The sequence below is a fragment of the Prauserella halophila genome (genome assembly GCF_024171895.1).
Taxonomy (GTDB): domain Bacteria; phylum Actinomycetota; class Actinomycetes; order Mycobacteriales; family Pseudonocardiaceae; genus Prauserella; species Prauserella halophila.
Genome location: NZ_JAMTCQ010000012.1, coordinates 264,775 through 288,755 on the forward strand (window position 1 = coordinate 264,775; position 23,981 = coordinate 288,755).

Annotated in this window: 29 protein-coding genes and 1 riboswitch; of the genes, 17 read left to right on the plus strand and 12 right to left on the minus strand. The window is 69.2% G+C overall.

From position 1 onward, the window contains the following. Positions 1-491: 491 nt before the first annotated feature. The 3 genes from LY41_RS18370 to LY41_RS18380 all read right to left on the minus strand — a co-directional run bounded on the left by LY41_RS18370 (position 492) and on the right by LY41_RS18380 (position 2,928). A complete protein-coding gene (locus tag LY41_RS18370; RefSeq protein ID WP_253865283.1) occupies positions 492-701 on the minus strand; it encodes a hypothetical protein in 210 nt (69 codons plus the stop codon). A 175-nt stretch (positions 702-876) separates the two neighbouring features. Next, positions 877-2,061 (minus strand): DUF998 domain-containing protein, encoded by a 1,185-nt coding sequence (locus tag LY41_RS18375; protein ID WP_253865284.1) that lies wholly within the window; start codon positions 2,059-2,061, stop codon positions 877-879. Between the two features lie 54 nt (positions 2,062-2,115). Next, positions 2,116-2,928, minus strand: coding sequence for a protein phosphatase 2C domain-containing protein (locus LY41_RS18380; protein WP_301297275.1), 813 nt, complete (start codon positions 2,926-2,928; stop codon positions 2,116-2,118). 50 nt (positions 2,929-2,978) lie between these two features. Here LY41_RS18380 and LY41_RS18385 point away from each other — a divergent pair, with 50 nt between their 5' ends. Then, positions 2,979-3,188 (plus strand): helix-turn-helix domain-containing protein, encoded by a 210-nt coding sequence (locus LY41_RS18385; RefSeq protein ID WP_253865286.1) that lies wholly within the window; start codon positions 2,979-2,981, stop codon positions 3,186-3,188. Further along, positions 3,185-3,787: a Clp protease N-terminal domain-containing protein gene (locus tag LY41_RS18390; RefSeq protein ID WP_253865287.1), complete on the plus strand. Its 603-nt coding sequence runs from the start codon at positions 3,185-3,187 to the stop codon at positions 3,785-3,787. Before LY41_RS18385 ends, LY41_RS18390 begins: the two co-directional genes overlap by 4 nt. A 4-nt stretch (positions 3,788-3,791) precedes the next feature. Here the strand turns inward: LY41_RS18390 and yczE are convergent, their stop codons facing one another. The 3 genes from yczE to LY41_RS18405 form a co-directional block, all read right to left on the minus strand. Next, a complete protein-coding gene (yczE, locus tag LY41_RS18395; RefSeq protein ID WP_253865289.1) occupies positions 3,792-4,430 on the minus strand; it encodes a membrane protein YczE in 639 nt (212 codons plus the stop codon). Positions 4,431-4,944: 514 nt separating this feature from the next. Then, positions 4,945-6,294, minus strand: coding sequence for a hypothetical protein (locus LY41_RS18400; RefSeq protein WP_253865291.1), 1,350 nt, complete (start codon positions 6,292-6,294; stop codon positions 4,945-4,947). A 131-nt stretch (positions 6,295-6,425) separates the two neighbouring features. Next, on the minus strand, positions 6,426-7,592 hold the full coding sequence (locus LY41_RS18405) for a pyridoxal phosphate-dependent aminotransferase (RefSeq protein ID WP_308292274.1): 1,167 nt from the start codon (positions 7,590-7,592) through the stop codon (positions 6,426-6,428). Positions 7,593-7,732: 140 nt separating this feature from the next. Here LY41_RS18405 and LY41_RS18410 point away from each other — a divergent pair, with 140 nt between their 5' ends. After that, on the plus strand, positions 7,733-9,010 hold the full coding sequence (locus tag LY41_RS18410) for a DUF445 domain-containing protein (RefSeq protein ID WP_253865566.1): 1,278 nt from the start codon (positions 7,733-7,735) through the stop codon (positions 9,008-9,010). 165 nt (positions 9,011-9,175) lie between these two features. Here the strand turns inward: LY41_RS18410 and LY41_RS18415 are convergent, their stop codons facing one another. Further along, a complete protein-coding gene (locus tag LY41_RS18415) occupies positions 9,176-9,796 on the minus strand; it encodes a CGNR zinc finger domain-containing protein (protein ID WP_253865293.1) in 621 nt (206 codons plus the stop codon). Positions 9,797-10,032: 236 nt separating this feature from the next. Between LY41_RS18415 and LY41_RS18420 the strand changes: the two genes are divergently transcribed. Further along, positions 10,033-10,398 (plus strand): VOC family protein, encoded by a 366-nt coding sequence (locus LY41_RS18420; RefSeq protein WP_253865294.1) that lies wholly within the window; start codon positions 10,033-10,035, stop codon positions 10,396-10,398. A 28-nt stretch (positions 10,399-10,426) separates the two neighbouring features. Here the strand turns inward: LY41_RS18420 and LY41_RS18425 are convergent, their stop codons facing one another. Further along, positions 10,427-10,876, minus strand: a complete 450-nt coding sequence (locus tag LY41_RS18425) for a hypothetical protein (protein WP_253865295.1) — start codon at positions 10,874-10,876, stop codon at positions 10,427-10,429. A gap of 533 nt (positions 10,877-11,409) precedes the next feature. Here LY41_RS18425 and LY41_RS18430 point away from each other — a divergent pair. The 8 genes from LY41_RS18430 to LY41_RS18465 all read left to right on the plus strand — a co-directional run bounded on the left by LY41_RS18430 (position 11,410) and on the right by LY41_RS18465 (position 15,840). Further along, positions 11,410-11,805 carry a helix-turn-helix domain-containing protein gene (locus LY41_RS18430; RefSeq protein WP_253865568.1) on the plus strand — a complete coding sequence of 132 codons (396 nt, stop codon included), beginning with the start codon at positions 11,410-11,412 and terminating at the stop codon, positions 11,803-11,805. A gap of 6 nt (positions 11,806-11,811) precedes the next feature. Further along, a complete protein-coding gene (locus LY41_RS18435) occupies positions 11,812-12,579 on the plus strand; it encodes a hypothetical protein (RefSeq protein WP_253865296.1) in 768 nt (255 codons plus the stop codon). A gap of 98 nt (positions 12,580-12,677) precedes the next feature. Continuing rightward, on the plus strand, positions 12,678-12,974 hold the full coding sequence (locus tag LY41_RS18440) for a DUF2516 family protein (protein WP_253865298.1): 297 nt from the start codon (positions 12,678-12,680) through the stop codon (positions 12,972-12,974). Between the two features lie 116 nt (positions 12,975-13,090). After that, entirely contained in the window at positions 13,091-13,630 is a 540-nt protein-coding gene (locus LY41_RS18445) for a YbaK/EbsC family protein (protein WP_253865299.1), read from the plus strand. A gap of 56 nt (positions 13,631-13,686) precedes the next feature. Next, positions 13,687-14,127, plus strand: a complete 441-nt coding sequence (locus tag LY41_RS18450; RefSeq protein WP_253865301.1) for an SRPBCC family protein — start codon at positions 13,687-13,689, stop codon at positions 14,125-14,127. Continuing rightward, entirely contained in the window at positions 14,124-15,137 is a 1,014-nt protein-coding gene (locus LY41_RS18455) for an NADP-dependent oxidoreductase (protein WP_253865302.1), read from the plus strand. Before LY41_RS18450 ends, LY41_RS18455 begins: the two co-directional genes overlap by 4 nt. 62 nt (positions 15,138-15,199) lie before the next feature. Further along, on the plus strand, positions 15,200-15,439 hold the full coding sequence (locus LY41_RS18460) for a FitA-like ribbon-helix-helix domain-containing protein (protein WP_253865303.1): 240 nt from the start codon (positions 15,200-15,202) through the stop codon (positions 15,437-15,439). Next, entirely contained in the window at positions 15,436-15,840 is a 405-nt protein-coding gene (locus LY41_RS18465; RefSeq protein ID WP_253865306.1) for a type II toxin-antitoxin system VapC family toxin, read from the plus strand. Before LY41_RS18460 ends, LY41_RS18465 begins: the two co-directional genes overlap by 4 nt. 379 nt (positions 15,841-16,219) lie before the next feature. Here the strand turns inward: LY41_RS18465 and LY41_RS18470 are convergent, their stop codons facing one another. Beyond that, positions 16,220-17,167, minus strand: a complete 948-nt coding sequence (locus LY41_RS18470; protein ID WP_253865308.1) for a methionyl-tRNA formyltransferase — start codon at positions 17,165-17,167, stop codon at positions 16,220-16,222. Positions 17,168-17,334: 167 nt separating this feature from the next. On the opposite strand from LY41_RS18470, the gene LY41_RS18475 reads away from it, so the two are divergent. Together LY41_RS18475 and LY41_RS18480 are read left to right on the plus strand one after the other, a co-directional pair. Continuing rightward, entirely contained in the window at positions 17,335-18,651 is a 1,317-nt protein-coding gene (locus LY41_RS18475; RefSeq protein WP_253865309.1) for a lysine N(6)-hydroxylase/L-ornithine N(5)-oxygenase family protein, read from the plus strand. Between the two features lie 95 nt (positions 18,652-18,746). Continuing rightward, positions 18,747-18,941: an MbtH family protein gene (locus tag LY41_RS18480; RefSeq protein ID WP_253865311.1), complete on the plus strand. Its 195-nt coding sequence runs from the start codon at positions 18,747-18,749 to the stop codon at positions 18,939-18,941. Here the strand turns inward: LY41_RS18480 and LY41_RS18485 are convergent. Together LY41_RS18485 and LY41_RS18490 are read right to left on the minus strand one after the other, a co-directional pair. Further along, positions 18,938-19,252, minus strand: a complete 315-nt coding sequence (locus tag LY41_RS18485) for a DMT family transporter (RefSeq protein ID WP_253865313.1) — start codon at positions 19,250-19,252, stop codon at positions 18,938-18,940. The two genes, LY41_RS18480 and LY41_RS18485, sit on opposite strands and share 4 nt — an antisense overlap. Positions 19,253-19,266: 14 nt before the next feature. Next, positions 19,267-19,331, minus strand: a riboswitch (guanidine-III (ykkC-III) riboswitch). A gap of 8 nt (positions 19,332-19,339) precedes the next feature. Next, the gene (locus LY41_RS18490) at positions 19,340-19,747 is read right to left on the minus strand and encodes a hypothetical protein (RefSeq protein ID WP_253865315.1); all 408 of its coding nucleotides are present in this window, start codon (positions 19,745-19,747) and stop codon (positions 19,340-19,342) included. A gap of 299 nt (positions 19,748-20,046) precedes the next feature. On the opposite strand from LY41_RS18490, the gene LY41_RS18495 reads away from it, so the two are divergent. The 3 genes from LY41_RS18495 (at position 20,047) to LY41_RS18505 (ending at position 23,131) form a co-directional block, all read left to right on the plus strand. Further along, the gene (locus LY41_RS18495) at positions 20,047-21,018 is read left to right on the plus strand and encodes a FecCD family ABC transporter permease (protein WP_253865570.1); all 972 of its coding nucleotides are present in this window, start codon (positions 20,047-20,049) and stop codon (positions 21,016-21,018) included. A gap of 80 nt (positions 21,019-21,098) precedes the next feature. Beyond that, positions 21,099-22,220 (plus strand): FecCD family ABC transporter permease, encoded by a 1,122-nt coding sequence (locus LY41_RS18500; RefSeq protein ID WP_372493319.1) that lies wholly within the window; start codon positions 21,099-21,101, stop codon positions 22,218-22,220. Next, on the plus strand, positions 22,217-23,131 hold the full coding sequence (locus LY41_RS18505) for an ABC transporter ATP-binding protein (RefSeq protein ID WP_253865317.1): 915 nt from the start codon (positions 22,217-22,219) through the stop codon (positions 23,129-23,131). The genes LY41_RS18500 and LY41_RS18505 overlap by 4 nt, the downstream gene beginning before the upstream one ends. Here the strand turns inward: LY41_RS18505 and purU are convergent. After that, positions 23,084-23,953 (minus strand): formyltetrahydrofolate deformylase, encoded by an 870-nt coding sequence (purU, locus tag LY41_RS18510; protein WP_253865318.1) that lies wholly within the window; start codon positions 23,951-23,953, stop codon positions 23,084-23,086. The genes LY41_RS18505 and purU overlap by 48 nt on opposite strands. Positions 23,954-23,981: the final 28 nt, after the last annotated feature.

A 23,981-nucleotide genomic window follows, 5' to 3' on the forward strand; every position in this document is an offset into this window, starting at 1 on the left:
CGCAGGGCGTCGTCACATCTGGGCGTGTCCCACCCGGAGGTGCCGAGGGGTGGTGGTACTAAGGATCCATGACCTGTTCGAGCTGTGAAGTCGGCATCGACCATTGCCACGGAACGCTGGTGGAGCACGTGTCCGGGTTCGTCGAATGCACGGACACGGACTGTGTCGGCTTCGGAGCGGAGCGACACTCCCTGGTGATCGACTGTGAGGCTGTGGAAGGCGGTTGTGGGTGCACGGCGCACCCACAGCTGATTGCGCAGGCGGACCCGTCGGCGATGGGCGTCGAGACCCCACAGGATCAGCTGCTGCGGGCGTCGTAAGCACGCGCAATCCGGTACCGCGCAGTCCGCTACCACGGAATGTCGGGGCGCGCAGTCCTGCACTGCGCCATGTCAGGACTGCGCCATGTCAGGACCGCCGCTATGTCAGGACCGCGCCGTGCCGGGACCGCCGACGTCGAGGAATCGGTGGCTCGGAGCTCTGTCCGTGAATCACTGCTCACGTTGCGTCGGCAGGCTCGTGCGCCCTTCTTCGGCGTCCAAGCCGAGCGCGTCGAGGAGCAAGGCGCAGTCCTCGGCGTCGCGTGCCGCGGATGCGATGGCGCGTACGGCCCGACGGCGCTGTTCGGCGTCCGGTTCGTTGACGCGGGGCAGCGACGGCTGCGGGTTCTGGGTCGGAGCGGTCGGGCTCTGTGCGTTCACGGTTCACTCCCCGAAATCGTGTGCCGGCTGCATGCTGCAGCTACCCGTTAAACGTACGAGCCACACGTTGTGTTTCCTGATCGGCCGGAAAATGTGCCATGGGCAACTATAGTCCGATGTGGACAGTGTGTGGACGGGTGCCGACACGGGAACGATGCTGCAGGGCATGGGTTGATCAGGTACCTGTGTCGGTCCTGTCGTCGTGCTGCCGATCGGTGACCCCGCTGCCGTGGGGGCGGCGGTGGCTCACAACGCGGCCGGAGGTCTCGTGGGCGGCAGGGTGACAGGCTGTGCGGCCCGTGTTGCCACGCGGCTCCGTGATCGACGGTTCCGTGGATGACGGCCGCGTGGTGGGTGACACCGCGCGGGGTGACGCCGTGACCGGGGAACCGCTGACCGGGGAACCGCTGACCGGGGAGCCGCTGATCGAGGAATCGGCGGTTGATGCGGCTGTGGTCGAGGGGGCGGTGGTCGATGCGGTTGCGGTCGAGAAGGTCGGTGCCGTCATGGCGGTCGGTGCTGCATTCGTGGCCGCTGCATTCGTGGCCGCCGCATTCGTGGCCGCCGCGCCCGTGGCAGGTGCCGTTGCCGCCGGTGCAGCCATCGCCACCGGTGCAGCCGTGGTCCCAGCAGCCGTGGTCCCGGCTGCCGGGGCCGGGCCCGGGGTCGAGGCGGTAGCCCGTGCGTGTCGCGCTGCAGCGAACAACAGTACAGCGAGCAGGAAGAAATCCACCACAAAGACGATCCGTTGTGTGAATCCGACGGGTGCAGTGTCGGCGACCATTGCGAAGACGGGTATGCCCGCCAGTGCGTCGGCGATGTAGCTGACCCCGAACAGCCCCAGGCTGACGAGTGCGACTCGCAGCAGCCACGTCAACGTCGAGGCGAGCCGTGCGAGCACCGGGGTGGCGCGTACGGCATCGAGCAGCGACAGTGCGATGGCGGGGAGGCCGAGGAACGCGACGACGCTGGCGTACTGGTGGATGCGCCCGCTCACCGGGTCGATGTCCGAACTGAACGTCGCCGGGAACAGTGCGGCCGTGGCCAGGCCTGTCGAGGTCGCGTAGACCAGCGTTGACGTCGTCCTGCTCACCGGAAGACCTGCGGACAGGATCGATCCACGCACCGCGATCACGCCGACCGCCACGGACAACAGGCTTGCCTCCAGCATGCCGTTGCCGCGATCGGTGAAGGCGTACCGGCTCAGTGGATCCGTCAACGGGTCGAACGAACTCACCGAATGCAGGATGATCAGTGTGAAAATCGCCCAGCCCAGGCCGGCGACCGCGGCGACCGTCCACGCACGAGTGCGCGCGACATCCGCGGTGTGGACCTTGTCGTGCGATGCTGAGCCGGGCATATGTCCATGTAAACGTATCGGACATTGCGGCGTGTTCCGGGTAAACCCCTGAGATCACCCTGATCGGGTGGTGAAGTCGACCACGACGATCGCCTGATCGTCGTGGACCTTCGGTCTCGGCCAGCGGGTCCGGGCGCTGTCGGAGCGTTCCGCGTCGCGTACGGCATCCAGCACGGCGCGTGGCCCCGAGTCGTCCGCCAGTTGCCGCAGGCCGTGCCAGTCGAACAGGCCGTAGTCGTCGACGCCTGTTGCCACGCCGTCGGTCGCGAGGATCAGCGTCTGCACCTCGGCGCGCGGCAGTCGTGCCCGGACCGCGTGTTCTGCGGCATCGGGAGCGGCCTCGGCCACCCAGAATCCGCCGACGTGGTTGCGCAGCGATTCGACCGCCGAACGGGTGCGTAATCGGCCGGCGGTGCGCAGTCGGGACAGTCGCTCGTCCGCCACGATCTCGACTCCTGTCGTCCCGAACAGCACCACCGGGCTGTCGGCCAGGACGAGTACGTCGACGACCTCGGCGGTCCAGCGCGCGAGTGCGACCGTGCTGGACGGGCTCACACCTGCGCGCAGGTCGTGCTCGCGCGCGACGGCGTCGATCGCGTCGGCCAGCGTGGCGCGCAGGTCCGTTCCCGGTGCTCGCGCCAGCGTTTCGTGCAGCCGGTGGCCCAGCTGTTGCGCGTACCAGCCGCCGCTCGGCAGTCCCGGACGCTGCTCCGTCGCGCCGTCGAGCACGGCGACGGCACCCGTCTCCCGGTCGCTTCCCGGCGCGGGGTCGACCACGACTACGCGGTCTTCGGACGGGCGCGGCTCACCGTCCAGGCTCGTCCCCGCCTGCTCGGCGACCTCGATCCGCGGCACAGCCACCACCATAGTTGTCAACTAGTGTTGACGACTCTCGAATGTCAACGTAAATTGACACCATGACCGACGCCACCGAACTGGCAACCCGGGCAGGGGACAGCGACCCGCGCACCGGTCTGCGTGCTGTCGCGGCACTGCGGAGGTTGCTCGAACGACTCGAGGCCGTCCAGGTGCGCAGCGCGCGCGTCAGCGGCTGGTCCTGGCAGGAGATCGCCGACGAACTCGGCGTCAGCCGGCAGGCGGTCCACAAGAAGCACGGGAGGCGATGATGTTCGAACGATTCACGAAAGACGCCCGCACCCTGGTCACCACCGCTGTCCACGATGCGGAAGCAGATGGCGCCGCGCGTGTGGACACGCTGCACCTGCTCACCGCGGCTCTCGATCCCACTGGGACGGCGGGCAGTACCGGCGCCCTCGCACTGCTCGCCGCGCTCGACGTGACACCGGCCGAGGTTGCCGGTGGCGTGGACGAACTGCGTCGTCACGGTGGGCTGAGCGATACCGATCGGCGAGCTCTGGGTGACCTGGGCATCGATGTCGACACGATCGTCGCCCGTGTCGAGGACCGGCACGGAGCGGGTGCGCTGGCCGACGGCCCGGAAGGATCGACGGAACCGGGGGCCAGGAGTTCCCGCGGACGTCGCACGCGCAACCGGTGGCACATGCCGTTCGGCGACGATGCGAAACGAGTCCTCCGAGCGAGTCTTCGGCAGGCGCTCGACGTTCGCGACAACGACATCGGCAGTGAACACATGCTGCAGGCACTCGCCGCAGTGCCGGGGCCCGCCGCCGACGTCCTCGCTGCGGCGGGCGTATCCGCTGAACGGCTCCGCGGAGCGCTGCTGCAGCGCAGGCGAGCTGCATGACGCCTCACGTGGGCGGGTGCGGGCGCCACACGACCCTCGGCAGGAACAGCTGAACCAGTGGGCCGATCGACAGCGCGAACAGCACGGTGCCCACACCCGCCGTGCCGCCGAGTAGCCAGCCCGCTGCGAGCACGCACACCTCGAGCACCGTTCGCACCAGGCGTACCGACAGGCCGGTGCGTGCCGTCAGCCCCGTGAACAGGCCGTCGCGCGGACCCGGGCCCAGCCGCGCACCGACGTACATCGCGGTCGCGAGGCCGTTCAGCGCGATCCCGCCGAGCAACAGTGGAATCTGTACCGCGAGGTGTTCCTGCGGCGGCAGCACCCATCTCACCAGGTCGACCGACACGGCGACGAGCACGACGTTCGCGATCGTGCCGATACCGGGGCGCTGTCGCAGCGGGATCCACAGCAGCAGCACGGTCACCGCCGTCACGACGGTCACGGTGCCGAACGTCAGCCCGGTGCGGTGCATGAGGCCTTCGTGAAGTACGTCCCACGGGTTCAGGCCGAGTAGCGACCGCGACATCATCGCCATGCTGGTACCGAACAGCACCAGGCCCGTGACCAGCTGCGTCAGTCGGCGCGCCGGATTGTGGCGCACTGTCACCGGATGAAGTTCGAACTGCGTCGTGGTCGCCACGGTGCTCACTATCGGATGACACGTCAGGTGCGGTCCACCGTATTCAACCAATGGGACGCCGCGACGCACGGAGACGTCGGGGTGTGAACGAAGCGGAGCCGGTGCGCTGGATCCCGAGGGTGCCGTCACTCCAGAAAACGGCGCGGGAGACCCAGCGCACCGGCTCCATCCGTGTCGCACGGACACGGTGCCGCCTGCGGAACCGGCATCGCCCCTCGCTATGCCGGCCCGCCGGACGGCTAGGTGCGCAGCGGCGTCATCGCCCCACCCGGCGCGGTGAGCGGGGCGATGCGGCGCGCACCCGAATACGGCTCCGGCGCCGCGGGGGCAGCGCGGCGCCAGAGCCAGGACCCGTCCCGGCCAGGCGCGGTCGGCCGAACGGGAAGTCGTCGATACATGCGGATTACCCCAAAACAGACACGCGTACGCACGGCGTCACACGTGATGGGTCACGACGGCAGCAGGCGGAAGGCCGCCCGATGGGCACAGTTGCCCGACGGAGTTGCCGGTGGGGTCAGTCCGGCGCGGTGGGCGGCAACCCGAAGTGGACCGCGTCGGCGTCCACGTCGCAGGCGCTCACGGTGCCGACGAGATGCGGCCGTTCACCGGCCGGCGTCGACGGCAGGACTCCCTGGTGGGCACGGCCGCCGCCGTTGTCGCAGTTCACGCTCGTGACCGACGGTGCAGGCGCAGGCTCGGGAACGGTCGGCGCCGGAACGGTCGGAGACACGTTCGACGCCTGGTCGTGGTCCTGACGAGGAGGAACCGTTCGCTGCGCTGCGGTCGGGCCGTCGGCGGCAACGTGCGGCGCGGAGATCGCGGGTACCGAGCGCGGTGCGTCGGTGGCGGAGCGGTTCGGATCGGGCGATGCGCTCTCGGCGCCTGCGGGTGTGCTCTCGGCCGTCTCGCCGCCCGCCGGTTCGGTGGCTGCGGGGCTGTCCGGCGGGGTGAGGGAGCCGAGCAGTGGCGCGACGCGATCGACCGTGTCGGTGACGGTCTGTTCGGCGTCCGCAACGCTGTTGTGGACGATCCGGTCGACCTGCTCCACGGTGCCGGTCACCACGGTGCCGGTCACACGGTCCAGCAGATCGTGTTCCCCGGTGGGGGACAGCCTGTCGACGATGGCCCCGGTCAGCTCCGTGACCAGTCCGTCGTCGGCCGATCCGGTGGCAGACCCGGCCTGGAGCCGGTCGGACGATGCCGCTGTTCCGGCCGCTGCGGTCCCGTCGGGATCGGTTTCGGTGGGCGCGGTTTCGGTGGGCGCGGTGACCTCGGTGGTCACGTCCTGGGCTGCGCTGTCCGGGGCTGCGCTGTCCTGGGGTGCGGGGCCCTGGGTCTCGGCGTCGAGGAGCCCGGTGTCCTGGAGTCCGGCGATCGCGGAAAGGTTGTCGGGTTCGACCGTCGCGGGCTCGGTCGACTCGGGCTTGGTGGACTCGGGCTTGGTGGACTCGGTCTCGGTGGATGCGGGCAGGTCCGGCTCGTGGGCCGCCTCGGATGCGGCCGGCGCCTCAGCGGCGTCTGCCTCAGCCGGATCTGCCTCAGCCGGGCCTGCCTCTGCGGCGTCTGCCGCGGCGGGGTCGGCAGCAGCGTCATCGGCCGGCGTGTCGCCTGGTGAAGCTTCGGAGTTCCCGGAGCCGGCCACGGAGTCGTCTCCGGAGGCGGAACTCGCCGTGCGGTTCGGCGTCCCGGCGGAGGTCGACGCCGGTTCCGAGGCCGACGTCGGATCCGTGGTCGAGGGCGAATCGGAGGTCGGTGAGGATGCGGAGGCGGAACCGGCGATCAGCAGCCACGCGATCAGTGCGAACGCAGCGACCACGAAAGCGCGCACGACGACGGCGGCGCGCACGCCCACCGTCTTGCGCATTGCACACTCCCGCGGTCTCGTCCTCGCCGGCGGCCGGCCGGTGGCCGGAATCGTCGCAGGTCCGGCCGCGGTCTTTCTAGCACCGAAGCCGGGGGTTCCTCCGATCGCGGGTGTGTGCTCGGCCGAACGCCTCAGGCTCGATGCAGCTGGTGCAGGCGTTCCACGGCTTCGTCGAGAACCTCGTCACGTTTGCTGAACGCGAACCGGAGCACGTGATTCCACTCGTCCGGGTGGTCGGTGAACACCTTGACGGGCACAGCTGCGACTCCGACGAGCTCGGGCAGACGCCATGCGAGGTCCTCGGCGTCGGTGAACCCGAGCGGACGCACGTCGGCACACACGAAGTACGTGCCCGCGCTCGGCCACACCGAGAAGCCGGCGTCGGTGAGGCCCTTGGACAGCCGGTCGCGCTTGGTCGACAGCGCCTCCCGCAGCTGTTCGACCCAGCTCAGTTCGTTCGTCAGCGCGTGCGCGACGGCAGGTTGCAGCGGTCCGCCGGAGACGAACGTGAGGAACTGTTTCGTGGTTTTCACCGCCGTGACCAGCTCGGCGGGCGCGCACACCCAGCCGATCTTCCAGCCGGTGCAGTTGAACGTCTTGCCTGCGCTCGAGATCGACACGGTGCGTTCGCGCATGCCGGGCAGGGTCGCGAGCGGGGTGTGCTCGATGTCGTCGAATGTGAGGTGTTCGTACACCTCGTCCTGCACGGCGACGAGGTCGTGCTCGACGCACACCTCGGCGATGGCCGTCAGCTCGTCGGACGTGAATACGGTGCCGGTCGGGTTGTGCGGCGAGTTGACCAGGATCGCTCGCGTGCGCGGAGTGACGGCGGCGCGCAGGGCGTCGACGTCGAGGGCGAATCGGGTTCCGTCCGAGGTCAGCGGCACGGTGCGGCGCTCGGCGCCCGCCATCGCGATCGCGGCGGCGTACGAGTCGTAGTACGGCTCGATGGCGATCACCTCGTCGCCGCGGTCGGCCAGCGCGAGCAACGACGCGGCGATCGCCTCGGTGGCACCGGTCGTGACCAGCACCTCCGTGTCCGGGTCGTAGTCGAGGCCGTAGCGCGTGCGGTGCTCGGCGATGGCCCGTCGCAGTTCGGGACGTCCCGGACCGGGCGGGTACTGGTTCGCACCGCCGTACAGGGCGTCACGGGCGGCGTCGAGCATCCCGGCGGGACCGTCGGTGTCGGGAAACCCCTGACCGAGGTTGACCGCGCCGGTTCGCGTGGCCAGTGCCGTCATCTCGGCGAAGACGGTCGAGGTGAACGGCTGGAGGCGGGCGGCGAGAGGTGGGCGCACGAGAAACGATCCTCACGGACAATGCGGGTGTGGAGCAACCGAGTGACAACGTGACATCCGGCGCTGCGGCATCCGAACCCGCGGCGACCGGCGCGGTGGCCACCGACGGCCCGCCGGATCCGGCGCCGACGCCCGGCGCTGTGCCACCCGGACAGGCGCCGTCCGGTGGCCTCGCCGGTGACGAGGCGAAACGGCAGAGCCTGCGCCGGATGAAGCGGGTCGCGCTCGCCTTCCTGTTCGGTGCGGCGGTGGTGTTCCTGCTGGCCAGGTGGGCCGAGAGTGAGAGCTGGCCCGCGTGGGTCGGGTACGTGCGGGCGGCAGCCGAGGCCGGCATGATCGGCGGGCTCGCCGACTGGTTCGCCGTCACCGCGTTGTTCCGGCATCCGTTGGGCATCAAGATCCCGCACACGGCGATCATTCCGAGCAAGAAGAACGTGCTCGGCGAGAGCCTCGGCGATTTCGTCGGATCGAATTTCCTGTCCGAACCCGTGGTGCGGGACAAGTTGCAGCGACTCGAGGTGTCGCGGCGGTCGGGCGAGTGGTTGGCCCGGCCCGACAACGCCGAACGGGTGACCTCGGAGCTCTCGACCGTGGTGCGCGGCGCCGTGACGGTGCTGCGTGACGAGGACGTGCAGGCCGTGATGGAGCAGGCCGTGATCCGCCGCGTCGTTGACCGCGAGTGGGGACCGCCACTGGGCAAGCTCCTCGAACAGGTGCTGACGGACGGCGCGCACTACCGGTTCGTCGACCTGATGTGCGACCGCGCCTACGACTGGGTGCGCACCAATCACGCCACGGTGCTGCGTGTGGTGTCGGAACGGGCGCCGTCGTGGTCGCCGCGGTTCGTCGACGAGATGCTGGCCGACAAGGTGTACGGCGAGGTGCTGACGTTCGCGTGGGCGGTGAAGACCGACGTCAACCATCCGATGCGGCTGGCGCTCGACCGGTTCGCGAGCGAGTTCGCCCAGGACCTGCAGAAGGACCCGGAGACGATGGCCCGCGCCGACGCCGTGAAGCGGCAGCTCGTCGAGCATCCCGAGGTGAAGAAGCTGATCGGCTCGGCGTGGGCGACTGCGAAGGACATGCTGCTCACGGCCGCCGAGGACCCGTCGAGCGAACTCCGCACGCGCGTACGGGAGGCGTTGCGGACGCTGGGCGGGCGGCTGCAGGCGGACGCGGAGCTGGCCGGGAAGGTCGACGGCTGGGTGGAGGACGTGGCGGCACACGTCGTGCGGCACTACTCGCGGGAGATCACGACGATCATCACCGACACCGTCGAACGCTGGGACGCCGAGGAGACCTCGCGCAAGGTCGAATTGCAGGTCGGTCGCGATCTGCAGTTCATCCGCATCAACGGCACGGTCGTCGGCGCGCTCGCGGGTCTGGTCATCTACACGGTCGGCGAACTGCTCTTCTGAGGGGGACGTATCTGCGCCACGGCGCAGGTGCGGTGCCGTGGCGCCGGTTGCGGTGTGTGATCGCGAGTGGGATTCCCGGCTTGGTCCGGACCACCTGACAGGGGGAGGTTATCCACAGTGGGTGGGGTTATCCACGTAGTTGTCCACAGGCTTGGCGGGTTGTGGTCAACCGACTGTGGAGTCCTCGTTGCCGGCTGAGTCGGTTCGTCTGCGGAAGGTGCGCGCCTTGACGCGGTTGCCGCACACCTGCATGGAACACCAGGTGCGCGAGCGATTGCGGGACTCGTCGTAGAAGGCCCACAGGCAGTCCCCGGCGGGACAGATCTTGATGCGTCGCCAGTCGCCGAGCACGGTCAGGCGCATCGCGGCGGTGAACACCGCCGATACGGCGTCATCGGCGACCAGCTGTGGGTCGGCCGAGGGGGAGAGCCGAAACGCGACGTCGACCGGTATCGGCAGGTCTCGTGCGGAAGGCGCCGGGGTTTCGGAAGGTGGCGGGTTCTCGGAAGGTGCGGTCCTCTCCGAGGGTGCCGTGCTCTCCGAGGGTGCCGTGTTCTCGGACAGTGTCGTGTTCTCGGGATCGGTGGCGGACGACTCGTCGGGCGGCGCGCCAGCGGCGTCGCGGAGGACCCGGCGGGCGCGGGCCGCCTCGTCGAGGGATCCGGGGGTCAGGTCGCGCGCATGTGCCCACGCGTGCCATTCCGCGGTGGAGTGCAGAACGTCGGTGTCGCTTTCGACGTCGACCGTGTTGAGGAAGTCCAGTACCAGGCTTACATCCGCGTCCACGTCACCAGTGTAGCGAGAACAGTGGTTGCGTTCGGCTGCCATAACCGGCATAGTTCATTCATCGGTTATGGCGGGATGTCGGCCGGGGCGGTGGGATTCGGTCGGCGTCCGCGGGTCTCGGTATCGCCATGGCCCCGGTGTCGAGATGGCCCGGTGTCGAGATGGCCCGGTGTCGACCATGGCGTCGGGTCATGAGCCGGTTGTTGTCGTGATGAAGCGAGCGCGAGGAGGCGCTGATGAGTACATCGGTGACGTTGGGCTGTGTCGCCCTGGACTGTCCGGAGCCGTATCGGCTCGCGGACTTCTACGGGAAGTTGCTCGGCTGGAAGCTCGCTCCGGATTCGGACGACGAGTGGGTGACGCTCGTGAATCCGGACGGTGGAGCCGACATCAGTTTCCAGCGCGATCCGGACTATCGGCCGTCGACGTGGCCGTCGAACGAACGGCCGCAGATGCTGCATCTCGACTTCACGGTCGAGGATCTCGAGGCCGAGCACGAGCGGACGTTGCAGCTCGGTGCGCGACTGCTCGACGACAAGCCCGAGACGTTCCGCGTCTACGCCGATCCGGACGGCCACCCGTTCTGCCTCTGCGCCTGTTGAGCCCCGGGAGCGGTCGCTGCGATGTCGTTCAGCCGGGCCTTCGGTGAATGCTGCTCTGTCCTGCCTGGTGCGGAGCAGGTGCCGGCTGCGTGTGGTCGGCACGGTCGCGGCGTTCGAAGGTCAGCCTGACGAGGTTGCGGTCCCCACCCCACAACGCGAAGCTGCGGTAGTAGCTCTTCAGCGTGTAGCCGAGCTCCCAGGCAACCGCGCAGTAGAGATCTCTGCTGGGCAGGCGGTACGGGATCGCGTAGATCCGCACCTTCTTCCGCCCGTCGAACTCGCGGATCAGCGCGGAGACCAGGTGATCAAGTGTTGGGCCCGGGCGGCGGAACCTGAGTATGAACGTGGTCGTGGTCACGAGTGCCGGTAACAGCAGTGCACCGGCCGCCAGGAACGCCCACAGCATGGGCGACTCGCTGATGGTGTCCCCTTGAGAGACGATCAGGCCCAGCGGTAGCAGTCCCAGCAAAGGCACCATGCCTATGGCGATTGCTGTGCAGTACCGCCGAAAGGACCGGAACGGTTTCTGGAATGGCACGCATGTGTCCCGGATGGACCGGATCGGAACTCGGCTGATCAACATGAGAAACGGCCCGGGCGGCAAGCCGAGTGCGCGGACGACGGACGCACCGAACTGCCGCGCGACGGTGTCGACGTGCTGCGGACTGGGGGTGACCTCTTCGGTCCGCAACCACGTGAACGGCTTGTCCCGCAGGGCGAACGCAACGGTGCTGTGCAACGAATCGTGTGCCGTGACCATCAACTCGACTCCGTTCCGGCGGCAGAGGTGATCGTCCGACTGCCGAGGTCCGCCCGGTCCTCGACGGTCGGCTTCTTGCTGGTCCGGCGGACCTCACCCGGATCGGCTACGGGTGTCCCGCATCACACGCGAAGGGTGCAAGCAGAGTGCTTGCAACTGCTAGCACCTCTCGGTATTGTCGATGGTGTCGCAAGGAGGTGGCAGGTGTGACGGACAAGCCGGACGAGGCCCACGATGACGAGTCCGGCCCGATGGACAAGGTGGCCGACATCGGCAGGGACATCGGTTCGTACATCCGCCAACAACGCAGCAGCGCCAAGATCTCCCTGCGGCAACTGTCCAAACTGGCCGGTGTTTCCAACCCGTATCTGAGCCAGATCGAACGCGGGGTCCGCAAGCCCAGCGCGGAGATCCTGCAGCAGATCGCCAAGGGGTTGCGAATCTCGGCGGAGGCGCTCTACGTGCAGGCCGGAATTCTCGACGACCTGCCGGCAGGGGGCCCGGTGCTCGATGCGATCCGCGCCGACACCGAGCTGTCCGAGCGCCAGAAGACGGTTCTGCTCGACATCTACGAGTCGTTCCGCAGGCAGAACCGCGACGAGACCACGCCCGGAACCGAACCCGAACAGTCGCACGCCGAGGAGTGAGCCGACATGGCTACCGAAACCGCCAAGACCGAGACCACCAAGAGCGAGACCGCCACGGGCGGCGACGCCAAGACCCCCGTCGACCAGATCAAGACCCCGCTGCTCGCCGCCCTGGGCGCGGGCAACCTGGCGAGCCAGGCCGTCAACGACGCGCTGACCAAGGCCAAGGAGCGTTACTCCGACGGCGGTGACGTCGTGCGCAAGAGCGTCGAGGACGCCAGGAAGGGCTTCGAGGACGCGAAGAAGAACCTCGAGGAACTGCCGTCCGAGCTCGAGGGGCTCCGCGACAAGCTCGACCCGGCCGAACTGCGCAAGCTGCTCGACGAGTACACCGACGCGGCGCTGAAGCTGTACCACCGTCTTGCCGAGTCCGGCGAGGAGGCCTGGGACAAGCTGCTCGCGCAGCCGCAGGTCAAGAAGGCCACCGACCAGCTCGGTGAGACGTTCCAGACCGTGCAGGTGCGTGTCGACGGCGCCACGACCGACGTGCGCAAGGGCATCGACGACGTCGTCTCGAAGGTGACGTCCACGGTGCGCGGCGTGGGCGACGACGCGGGTGAGGTCGTCGAGGCGACCGCGGAGAAGGTCTCCGACGTCGCCGAGAAGGCCGAGGGCGCCGCCGAGAAGGCCGAGGACGCCGTCGAGGAGGCCGCGACGCCTGCCAATTCGAAGGCAGCCACCAAGTCGTCGACCACGAAGTCGACCACCACGCGTCGCACCACCAGCGCCCCGAAGAAGTCGACGAGCACCACCAGCTCGAAGACCGACAAGTGAGCTGACACTCGAGTGAGCTGACGCCACACCTCGGGCTCCGGATTGTCACCGCAACCGGAGCCCGAGCTCTGCTCGGAGTCTGACGTACGCTGAGGGACGTGCCGTATCTCGCGTACTGGATCGTCTTCGTCATCGACTGGGCAGGCACCATCGCCGGTCTGGTGGCGTTCGTGCACGCGCTGACCCAGCGCTCCGATGCCTACACCGCAGCCGACCGCCACACGAAACCGATGTGGCTGGGCATCACGGGCGGCGCGACCCTCGCGATGCTGCTGTTCAACTTCTACGGTGCCGGGCTGATCTTCTGGCTGGCCGGCATCGTCGCGGCGCTGGTCTACCTCGTGGACGTGCGCCCCAAGCTGATCGAGGTGCAGCGCGGCGGTTCCGCCTGGTGAGATCCGGCCTCGGCCGAGGTGGGCACGGCGCATCTCGGAGCGCGACGACGCCCGGTGGCGCACCTGCCGCCGATGCGCCGGGATGCGGTGACGGCGCGGTGACTTACGGTGGCGATGTGAACGACTGGAACATCGCAGGGACGCTCATCGTGCAGGAAGTCACCGAGCGTCCCGACCTCGTCGCCGAACCGGTCGCGGACGCGCTCGACTCCGTCAAGGCGCCGGTCGGTATCGCCGAGATCGACCCGGAGCTGGCCGACACCGCCGCGTTCTGCGAGGCCTACTCGTCGCCGCTCGAGGCGTCCGCCAACTGCGTCGTCGTCGCGGGCAAACGCGCGGGCGAGGTGCGCTACGCCGCCGTGCTCGTGCTCGCGACGACCCGTGCCGACGTCAACAACGTCGTCCGCAGGCACATGGACGTGCGCAAGCTGTCGTTCGCTCCGGCCGGCGAGGCTGTCGAGCTGACGAACATGGCCTACGGCGGCATCACCCCGATCGGCCTGCCCTCGGACTGGCCGATCCTCATCGATGCCGCCGTCGCGCAGGCGCCGGAACTCATCGTGGGCAGCGGTATCCGGGGCAGCAAGCTGCTCGTCACCGGGACGGCACTCGCCTCGCTGCCGGGCGCCGAGGTCATCGAGGGCCTCGCGCAGTAGAACCGGGTTCGCGCGCACCGCCCGCGGACCCGGCCATCGATCACCAGGGAGAGCACATGGGACAGGTCACCGCCACTACCGAGCGGACGATCGACGCGCCCGCCGACACGGTGCGCACGCTCGTCGCCGACTATGCCGACACCAGACCGAAGATCCTCACCGAGGCCTACCGTGACTACGCCGTCAGCGAGGGCGGCACGGGTGCGGGCACGGTCGCGGCCTGGAAGCTGCAGGCCACGTCGAAGCGCGTACGGGATGTCGCCGCCACGGTCACCGAGCCGAAACCCGGCACGATCGTGGAGACCGATGCCAACTCGAGCATGGTCACCACGTGGACCGTCGCCGAGGCCGGCGACAAGTCGACCGTCCGCATCGAGACCACCTGGCAGGGTGCAGGCGGCATCGGCGGCTTCTTCGAGAAAACGTTCGCGCCCGGCGGACTCAAGCGTATCTACGACGGTGTGCTCGACAATCTGGAAAAGGTGGCCACAGCATGACGGGGACAGCTGACAACGCGGTCGAGATCCGGCTCACCGAGCGGCCGCACGGTGAGCCGACGATGGCGAACTTCGAGATCGCCGACGTCGACGTTCCGCAGCCCGGGCCCGGCCAGGCGCTGGTGCGCAACTCGTGGCTGTCGGTCGACCCGTACATGCGCGGCCGGATGAGCTCGGCGAAGTCGTACGCGGCGCCGTACGAGGTGGGCGAGGTCATGACGGGCGGTGCGGTCGGCGAGGTCGTCGCGTCGAACGTCGACGGGCTCGCGGTCGGCGACACCGTGCTGCACCAGCTCGGGTGGCGTACCCACGCGCTCGTCGATGCCGACAACGCAGCGAAGATCGATCCCACGGTGGCGCCCGCGCCGGCGTATCTCGGGGTGCTCGGCATGCCGGGGCTGACGGCCTACGCGGGGCTGTTCGACGTGGCGCAGCTGCGTGAAGGCGACGTCGTGTTCGTGTCCGGCGCCGCGGGTGCGGTCGGGTCGATGGTCGGCCAACTGGCGAAGCTGCGCGGCGCGTCGCGGGTCATCGGCAGCGCCGGGTCCGCCGAAAAGGTGCGGTGGCTCACCGACGAGATCGGGTTCGACGCCGCGTTCAACTACAAGGACGGTCCCGTCGCCGACCAGCTGGAGGCGGCCGCGCCGGACGGCGTCGACGTCTACTTCGACAATGTCGGCGGGGAACACCTCGAGGCCGCCATCGGGTCGCTGAACCTCGGTGGGCGGATCGCGATCTGCGGGATGATCTCGCAGTACAACGCGACCGAGCCGCAGCCGGGGCCGCGCAACCTGACCCAGTTCATCGCCAAGCGGATCACGATGCGCGGTTTCCTGGTGGGCGACCACCTCGATGCGCGGCCGCGGTTCATCGAGGACGTGGCACCGCTCGTCGGGGACGGGTCGATCCGCTACAGCGAGACCGTCGTCGACGGCATCCGCAGCGCTCCGCAGGCGTTCCTGGACCTGCTCGGAGGCTCCAACACGGGCAAGATGCTCGTCCGCGTGTGAGACGGTGGCAGAGCGGCGCCGAAGTGCATGCATTTCGGCGCCGATCTTGCTACGGTGACTCCATGACCACCATCCAGGTCAAAGACCTGCCGGATGAGGTCGCCGAGGTCTTCCGTCGGCGAGCTGCTGAGGCGGGACAGTCACTGCAGGCGTACATGCGCCAATACCTCATCGACGCTGCGCGTGAGCGTGCGAAGGCCGACTACGTCCGGGCCGTCGAGGAGAACCTCGCAGCGAGCACGACGCCGGGGGCGACGGCGGGGTCCATCGACGAGGTGCTTCGCGAGGCGCGTGGCGCGTGACGGCGAGTGAGTACGTCGTCGACGCGTCGGCTCTCGTCGCAGCGTTGACGCGGAAGGACGGCGTCGGCACGGCGGTGCGGAAGCTGCTCGCCGACAGCCGGGTGCATGCGCCGTATCTGATCGACGCCGAGGTTGGCCAGGCACTGCGAGCCCTCGAGCGGCGCGGCGAGGTCACCGCGGATGAGGCGTCGACCGGCCTGCGGGCGCTGCGTGGGCTCGTGGACGAGCGGTACGACCAGGTGGTCTTATTGGAACGGACCTGGTCGTTGCGGCACACGATCACGTTCTACGACGGGCTCTACGTCGTGCTCGCTTCTGCGTTGGACATGTCCCTGCTGACCGGTGACGCGCGGCTGAGCAACGCGCCAGGGCTGGACTGCAAGGTCGAACTGCTCCGCTGACGCCGACCGGCGCTTCCGCGGGCTCGGCAGTGCCCCGTTTCGGCTGCTGCTTCCCCGTTCGGCGGGCGCTTCCCTGTTTCGAGGGCGCTGCTTTGTTTCGAGGGCGTTGCTCGATTCGGCTGGCGCTGCCCGATTCCGGGTACTGTCTTGTTTCGAGGGCGCTGCCCGATTCCGACAGTGGTCGCCGCCGGTTCGCGAGCGTCTCGGGACCGCGAACCGGCGGCGCGTCTCGTAGGCCGATGCCGCTGATGCCCCGAAGGGACCCTTGGGGGCACTCAACGCCACAGATCTTCCCTTCGCGCCCGTCGTGATCGTCTGGACCGCGAGGGGAGGATTCGGGGCATTCAACGCCCCGAAGGTGCCCTTCGGGGCGCCACCATCACGGATGGGACGTCAGGTAGCCGCCCATCTTCGTGAAGAACTCCGTGCCGGTGTACTCGGTGCCGTCCTCGGTGCGCAGGCGCTCGATCCGCAGTCCGTGGTTCCGGCCGAAGCGCGCATCGGCGCCCGCGACGATCACCACGCCCGTGCCCTCGGGGTAAAAGATGCGCCCCGGGGTGCCGCCGTACCGGCCGTCGGACACCGACGCCTCGAGGATGCGGATCCGCTCGCCCCTGTGGAACGTGTACGCATTGGGATACGGGTCGGCCAATGCGCGCACCAGCCGGTCGAGGTCGTCGGCGGGCCAGCTCCAGTCGATGCGGCTGTCCTCGAGCGAACGTTTGTGGAAGAAGCTGGCCTTCGATCGGTCCTGCGGAATCCGGTCGGTGCGGCCCGCCGCGATGAACTCCAGCGCCTCCGCCACCAGCGGTTCGATCAGCTCGACCGTGGCGTGGACCAGCTCGATCGCGGTGTCCCGCGGGCCGACCGGTACGGACTTCTGCCCGACGATCGGGCCCGCGTCGAGCTCCTCGTTCATCATGTGGGCGGTCACGCCGACCTCGGATTCGCCGTTGATGAGCGCCCAGATGATCGGCGAGAACCCAGCGTAGGCGGGCAACAGCGAGTCGTGGACGTTGAGCGTGCCGTGCGTGGGCAGGTCGAAGATCTCCGGCGGCAGCCAGGTGCGCCAGTTGTTGGCGACGATGAGGTCGGGTGCCGCTTCTCCGAGCTTGTCGACGAGCGCGTCGTCGGGGCGGTGGGCGAGGACCGCTTCGACACCGTTCTCCCTGGCGAGGTCCTCGACGGAGTCGGCCAGGATCCGTTCGTAGGCGTGTTCGGACTTCGGGTGCGTGACGACCATCGCCACCTCCACGTGCTCCGAATCGAGCAGCGCACGCAGGGTGCGATGCCCCCACGTCTGGTAGCCGAACATGACGACCCGCATCGGTCCTCCGTAACGTCGTGAGCGAAACAGGGCTAGTGAAGCAAGGCTTACCTAATCTGGCAAGTCCTCACTCTGGAGTCGAAGATCACCCTCGAAAGGCCTAACTGAGGCTCACCTTAGTTAGGTTAGGGTAGCCTCTGTCTGACTGTCTCGGCGATAGGACTGGTATGACACAGGGGTTCGCAGACGATGTACTGGTGTACGACCTGGTCGGTGTGGGTTTCGGGCCGTCGAACCTGGCTCTGGCCGTCGCCGTTGCCGAGTACAACGAGGGCGCCGCCGAGCCGGTCACGGCGCAGTTCCTCGAGAAGCAGGGTTCGTTCGGCTGGCACCGCGGCATGCTCGTCGACGACGCCACCATGCAAGTGTCGTTCCTCAAGGACCTTGCCACACTGCGGAATCCGACGAGCCGGTTCAGTTTTCTGTCCTATCTGCACGATCGCGGACGGCTCGTCGAATTCGTCAACCACAAGACGCTGTTCCCGCTGCGGGCCGAATTCCACGACTACTTCGAGTGGTCGGCCGCGCAGGTGGGCGACCTGGTCTCGTACGGCAGCGAGGTCGTCGCCGTCGAGCCGGTGTTCGACGGCGACGAGATCGTCTGCGTCGATGTGCGCACCTCGTGCGCAACGGTGTACCGGGCGCGCAACGTCGTGCTGGCGACGGGATTGCGGCCGCGGGTGCCCGACGGCGCCGTGCTGTCCGATCGGATCTGGCACAACAGCGAACTGCTGCAGCGGGTGCCGTCCGTGCAGGGCGATGCGCGGCGGTTCGTCGTGGTCGGCGCGGGACAGAGCGCAGCCGAGGTGACGGCCCATCTGCACTCGACGTTTCCGGCCGCCGAGGTGTGCGCGGTGTTCTCCCGCTTCGGCTACAGCCCGTCCGATGACAGCCCGCTCGCCAACCGGATCTTCGACCCGGCGTCGGTCGACGAGTTCTTCGGCGCGCCCGAGGACGTCAAGGACCGCCTGATGGACTACCACGCCAACACGAACTACTCCGTCGTGGACCTGGAACTCATCGAGGACCTGTACCGGCGGCTGTATCGCGAGCGGGTACTCGGGCACGAGCGGTTGCGTTTCTTCCACGCCTCACGCGCGACCGACGTGGTCGAGGCCGCGGGCGGCGTGCGGACGACGGTGGAATCGCTCAGCACCGGGGAGAAGTCGGTGCTCGACGCCGACGTCGTCGTCTACGCCACCGGATACCTGCCCGCCGACGTCGACGCCCAACTCGACGGGCTGGCGCCGCACGTCACGAGGGACCCCGCGGGCAGGCCGCGGGTCGAGCGTGACTACCGGGTGCACGGCGGCGCGGCCCTGTCGGCCGGTGTGTACCTGCAGGGCGGCGCCACCGAGCACACGCACGGCATCACGTCGTCGCTGCTGTCGAACAACGCGATCCGCTCCGGTGAGATCCTCGATTCCGTCCTGCAGCGCCGCCGTTGCGGCGTGCCGGCGGAGTTCGCCGTCAGCGGGCCGTGAGGGACGCGGCGTTGCGGTCGTCGAGGATCGGCCACCGGAGCGCGGTCACCGAGCACAGGCCACACGGAAACTGGTCACACGGACATGAGGAGTGAATGATGAATCCGTTCGAGGACAACGAAGGTCGGTTCTACGTGCTCGTCAACGACGAGGACCAGCATTCGCTGTGGCCGTCGTTCGTGGACGTTCCGGCCGGCTGGCGCGTCGCGTTCGGCGAGGACAGCCGCGAGGCCTGCCTGCGTTACGTCGATGCACGGTGGACCGACCTCCGCCCCGCGAGTATCCGCTAGCTCACGGCTTTCAAACCGACGACGCAGCCGATGATGCCGACGAGGAACAGCACCTTCAGCGGGGAGATCGCCTCGTCGCCGGTCGCCATGGCGTAGACGACCGTGCCGACGGCACCGACCGCGACCCACACGGCGTAGGCGGTGCCGGTCGGCAGGCCGCGCATCGCGTACGCGAGCCCGGCCATGCTCACCGCGAGCGCGACGAAGAACACCGCCGACGGCCATAGCCTGGTGAAACCCGCGGTCTTGCCCAGTGCGGTGGCCCAGACGGCTTCGAACAGCCCCGACACGATCAGAATCAGCCACGACATGGCAGGCCCCTTTCGGCGGCCGTCTTGTCGCGCTTCCGGGTACGGCTCCCTCGTCCGGAAACCCTCGCTCGGGTTCAGCATCCCATTTTACCTGCTCAGCGCCGTGGCGGCTGCGAGCCCGATCACCATGGTGCTCGACGCCACAGTCGTCATCAGCCGTCCCCGCGGGCCCGAGACGATGCGGCCCGGTGCCGAGCCCGCGGCCACCAGTGCGAGTTGCCAGCTCGCCGGCGCCGCGAACACGACGGCGACGAACACCACCGGCGGTCCAGGATCCTCCGGACCGGCGCCGCCGCCGAGGACGAGCGCCGCGAAGTAGGTGAGCGTGGTCGGGTTCAGGCACGTGATCGCCAGCAACACGGCGTAGGCGCCTCCGGGTGTGGCCGGCGTTCCCCGCGCCGGCTGCGTGGCCCGTGGGCGGGATCGTTGCCGATACTCGGCGACAGCCGACCCCGTGATCGTCACGGCGATCGCCACCAGCACCGCCCCGGTCACGGCTGCGTGGTGGTCGGGCGACGGGCGGGAGCAACACGGCCCCTGGAAAACGCAACACGGGCCCTGGAAAACGCAACACGGGCCGGCGTGGGGAGGCACACGTCGAGGTGCGGCACTCGATTGGTTAGCCTCACCTTATGCCGTCGACCGCCGGGGCCGCAGCCGAACCCGGAACACGCACCGCGCCCGCACCGGGCGGTGGGTCCGCCACCCGGGGGTCCACCACGCCAGGGTCCACCACGCCAGGGCCCAGTACGCGAGGGGCCGGTACGCGGGGGACCGTCGCGCGCGGCGCCGGGCTGGCGGTGGCTGTCGGCGTACTGTTCCTCCTCGCGCTGGCGAGTGTGTGGTTCGGGTCGAAGGGGATCCCGCTGCTGCAGACGTGGGACGTGCTGTGGCACAACGACGGCTCCGACGAAGCCGTGGTCATCCACGAGTACCGCATCCCGCGCACGATCCTGGCCATGCTCGTCGGCGCGAGCCTCGGCCTCGCGGGCGCGCTCATGCAGGCGCTCACCCGCAACCCGCTCGCCGACCCCGGGCTGCTCGGCATCACGATGGGCGCCTCGACCGGCGTCGCACTGGCGCTCACCTACCTCGGCATCACGACCGTCCTCGGCTACGTGTGGCTGGCCTTCGCTGGCGCCGCCGTCGCCAGCGTCGTCGTCTACGCCCTCGGCAGCACAGGTGCGCGAGGGGCAACGCCGGAACGTCTCGTCGTCGCGGGCGCCGCCGTCACCGCGGTGCTGTTCGCCGTCAACAGCGGGCTCATGCTCACCGCCCCGGACGCGTTCGAGGAGTTCCGCCGGTGGCAGGTCGGGTCGTTGTCCGGCCGCCACTACGACGTCCTGCTGCCGGTGCTGCCGTTCATGGCCGTCGGCGTCGTGGCGGCCATGCTGCTGATGCGCCCGCTCAACGCCCTGGCCATGGGCGACGACCTCGGCCGCGCGCTCGGCGCCCATCCCGACCGCATCCGCATCGCGGGAGCCGTCGCGATCACGCTGCTGTGCGGCGCCGCGACGGCCGCCGTCGGGCCGATCGGGTTCGTCGGACTCGCCGTGCCGCACGTCGCCCGCTTCGTCGCCGGACCCGATCAGCGCTGGGTACTGCCGTACTCGCTGGTACTCGCGCCCGCACTGCTCGTCGGCGCCGACCTGGTGGGCCGCGTCATCGCACCGCCCGCGGAGATCCAGGTCGGCATCGTCACCGCCGTGCTCGGTGTCCCGGTGTTCCTCGCCCTGTGCCGCAAGCGAAAGCTGTCCTCGCTGTGACCCCGACGAACCGCGCCGACACCCAGGCCACCGACACTCAGGCTGCCGACACCCAGGCCACCGACACTCAGGCTGCCGACATCCAGGGCACCGAGACCCGGACTGCCGATCCGCAGGCCGCCGACACCCAGGTCACGGGCCCGCAGCCTGCCGGCGCCCGGCCCGTCACCGGGCGCGTCGTCCGTGCAGGCGGTCTTTCGCTGCGCATCGCACCGCGGACGCTGGTCGTCGGCACCGTCGTGGCTGCGCTGCTGGCTGCCGTCATGGTCGTGACGCTGACCGCGGGCGGGTACTCGCTGACCCTCGGCCAGCTGCTCGCCTCCCTCGCCGGCCGTGGCGACGAGACGGGCGATTTCGTCGTCTACACGCTCATGCTGCCGCGGCTGCTCGTGGCGGTGCTCGTCGGCGCCATGCTCGCCGTCAGCGGGGCGATCCTGCAGACCGTCACCCGCAACGCACTCGGCAGCCCCGACGTCATCGGGTTCACCAGCGCCGCCGCCACCGGTGCGCTCGTCGTCATCACGGTGCTCGGCGGCACGATGCTGCAGGTCTCGTTCGGCGCGCTGATCGGCGGCCTCGTCGCGGCACTGCTGATCTACGTCCTCGCGTACCACCGCGGCGTGAGCGGACTGCGGTTCGTGCTCATGGGCATCGGCATCAACGCGCTCGCCGTCGCCGCGAATTCGTTCCTCATCACGCGCGCGAGCCTGCACGACGCGCTCACCGCGCAGGCGTGGCTCGTCGGCAGCGTCAACTCGCGCGGCTGGGAACACGTCGTCGCCGCGGCCGCCTCGCTGGCGGCGCTGCTGCCGGTGGCGCTGTCGCGCACGCGGTCACTGTCGATGATGGAACTCGGCGACGACACCGCCCGCGCCCTCGGCGCGCGTGCCGGCCGCGACCGGAGCCTGCTGATCGGCGTCAGCGTGCTGCTGGCCGCCCTCGCCGTCGCGGCGGCGGGGCCGATCACGTTCGTCGCACTCGCCGCTCCGCAGCTCACGCGCAGGCTCACGCGTTCATCGGCGCCGGGTCTGGTGACGACCGCGCTCGTCGGGGCATTGCTGCTGGCCACCGGAGACCTGCTGGTGCAGCAGTTGTTCCCCGCGGCACAACTGCCCGTCGGAACGGCCACGGGCTGTGTCGGCGGGCTCTACTTGATCTGGCTGCTGGCGTCGGAATGGCGCGGAAAGGGCAGGTACGCATGACGAGGCTGCGCGCCGACGACCTCACGCTCGCCTACGACCAGACGACCGTCGCGAGGGAGTTGTCCGTCGACATCCCCGACGGGTCGTTCACGGTGATCATCGGCCCCAACGCGTGCGGCAAGTCGACTCTGCTCAAGGCCCTCGCGCGGATGCTCAAGCCCAAGGCCGGCGCGGTGCACCTCGACGGCAAGGCGATCACGTCGCAGCGCTCGAAGGACGTGGCCAAGCGGCTGGGCCTGCTGCCGCAGTCGTCGACCGCGCCCGGCGGCATCACCGTCGGCGACCTCGTGGCCCGCGGCCGGTATCCGCACCAGAGCGTGCTCCGGCAGTGGTCGGCCGAGGACGAGGCCGTCGTGACCGAGTCGATGCGGCTCACCGGCGTCGCGAACCTGGCGCAGCGGGTCGTCGACGAACTGTCCGGCGGCCAGCGGCAACGCGTGTGGCTGGCGATGGTGCTGGCCCAGCAGACGCCGATCCTGCTGCTCGACGAACCGACGACGTTCCTCGACATCGCCCACCAGATCGAGGTCCTCGACCTGTGCGCCGATCTGCACGACGACGGCGAGCACACCCTCGTGGCCGTGCTGCACGACCTCAACCAGGCGTGCCGCTACGCCACGAACCTCGTCGTCATGCGCCCCGGCGGGGTCGTCGCCGCGCAGGGTGATCCGTCGCAGATCGTCACCGCCGACCTCGTCGAGGACGTGTTCGGCCTGTCGTGCCGCGTCATCGACGACCCCGAGACCGGCACACCGATGATCGTTCCCGCCGCACGCACGGCACGGTCTGCGTCCGCGGCCACACCGGCCTCGACAGGGCAGGAGCAGGGGCCCGGATCGACCGGCGGGGACGCGCAGCCCGCGTCACAGCACCATGGTCCGGTTGCCGTGCACGAGGACGCGGCCCTCTAGGTGCCACCGCAGGCCGCGCGAGAGCGTGACCTTCTCGACGTCGCGGCCCTTGCGGATCATGTCGTCGACCGAATCGGTGTGGTCGACCCGCATCACGTCCTGCTCGATGATCGGCCCCGCGTCGAGGTCGGCCGTCACGTAGTGGCACGTCGCGCCGACGAGCTTCACGCCCCGCTGGTGCGCCTGGTGGTACGGGCGCGCGCCGACGAACGACGGCAGGAAGCTGTGGTGGATGTTGATCGCGCGGCCCTGCCACGCCTCGCACAGCTCCGGCGGGAGGATCTGCATGAATCGCGCCAGCACCACCGCGTGCGGATCGTGGGCGTCGACCAGCTTCGCCACCTGCGCGAACGCCTCGGCCTTCGACTCGCTGTCCCTGCCGAACGGCACGTAGTGGAACGGGATCCCGTGTGCGTTCGTGATGCTCGCGAGGTGCTCGTGGTTGCCGATCACCGCGGCGACGTCGACGTCCAGCTCCCCGGAAGCGACCCGGCCCAGCAGGTCGTACAGGCAGTGGCCCTCCTTCGACACGAGGAGCACCACACGCCTGCGCTCACCGCTGTCGAGGATCTTCCAGTCGGCTTCGGCGCCCAGTGACCGTGCGATGCCGGCGAACCGCGCGCGCAGCTCGTCGATGTCGAACGGGATCGACTCGGCGGTCACCACCTGCCGCGTGAAGAACCAGCCCGTGTCCGGGTCGGTGTGGTAGGCCGAGTCGGTGATCCAGCCGCCGAGTTCGGCGAGGAACGACGAGATGCGGGCGACGATCCCCGTGCGGTCGGGGCAGCCGAACTTGATGACGTACTTGCGCGTATCGGGCACGGCCGCCCATTATCCGCCGAGGCGTGTT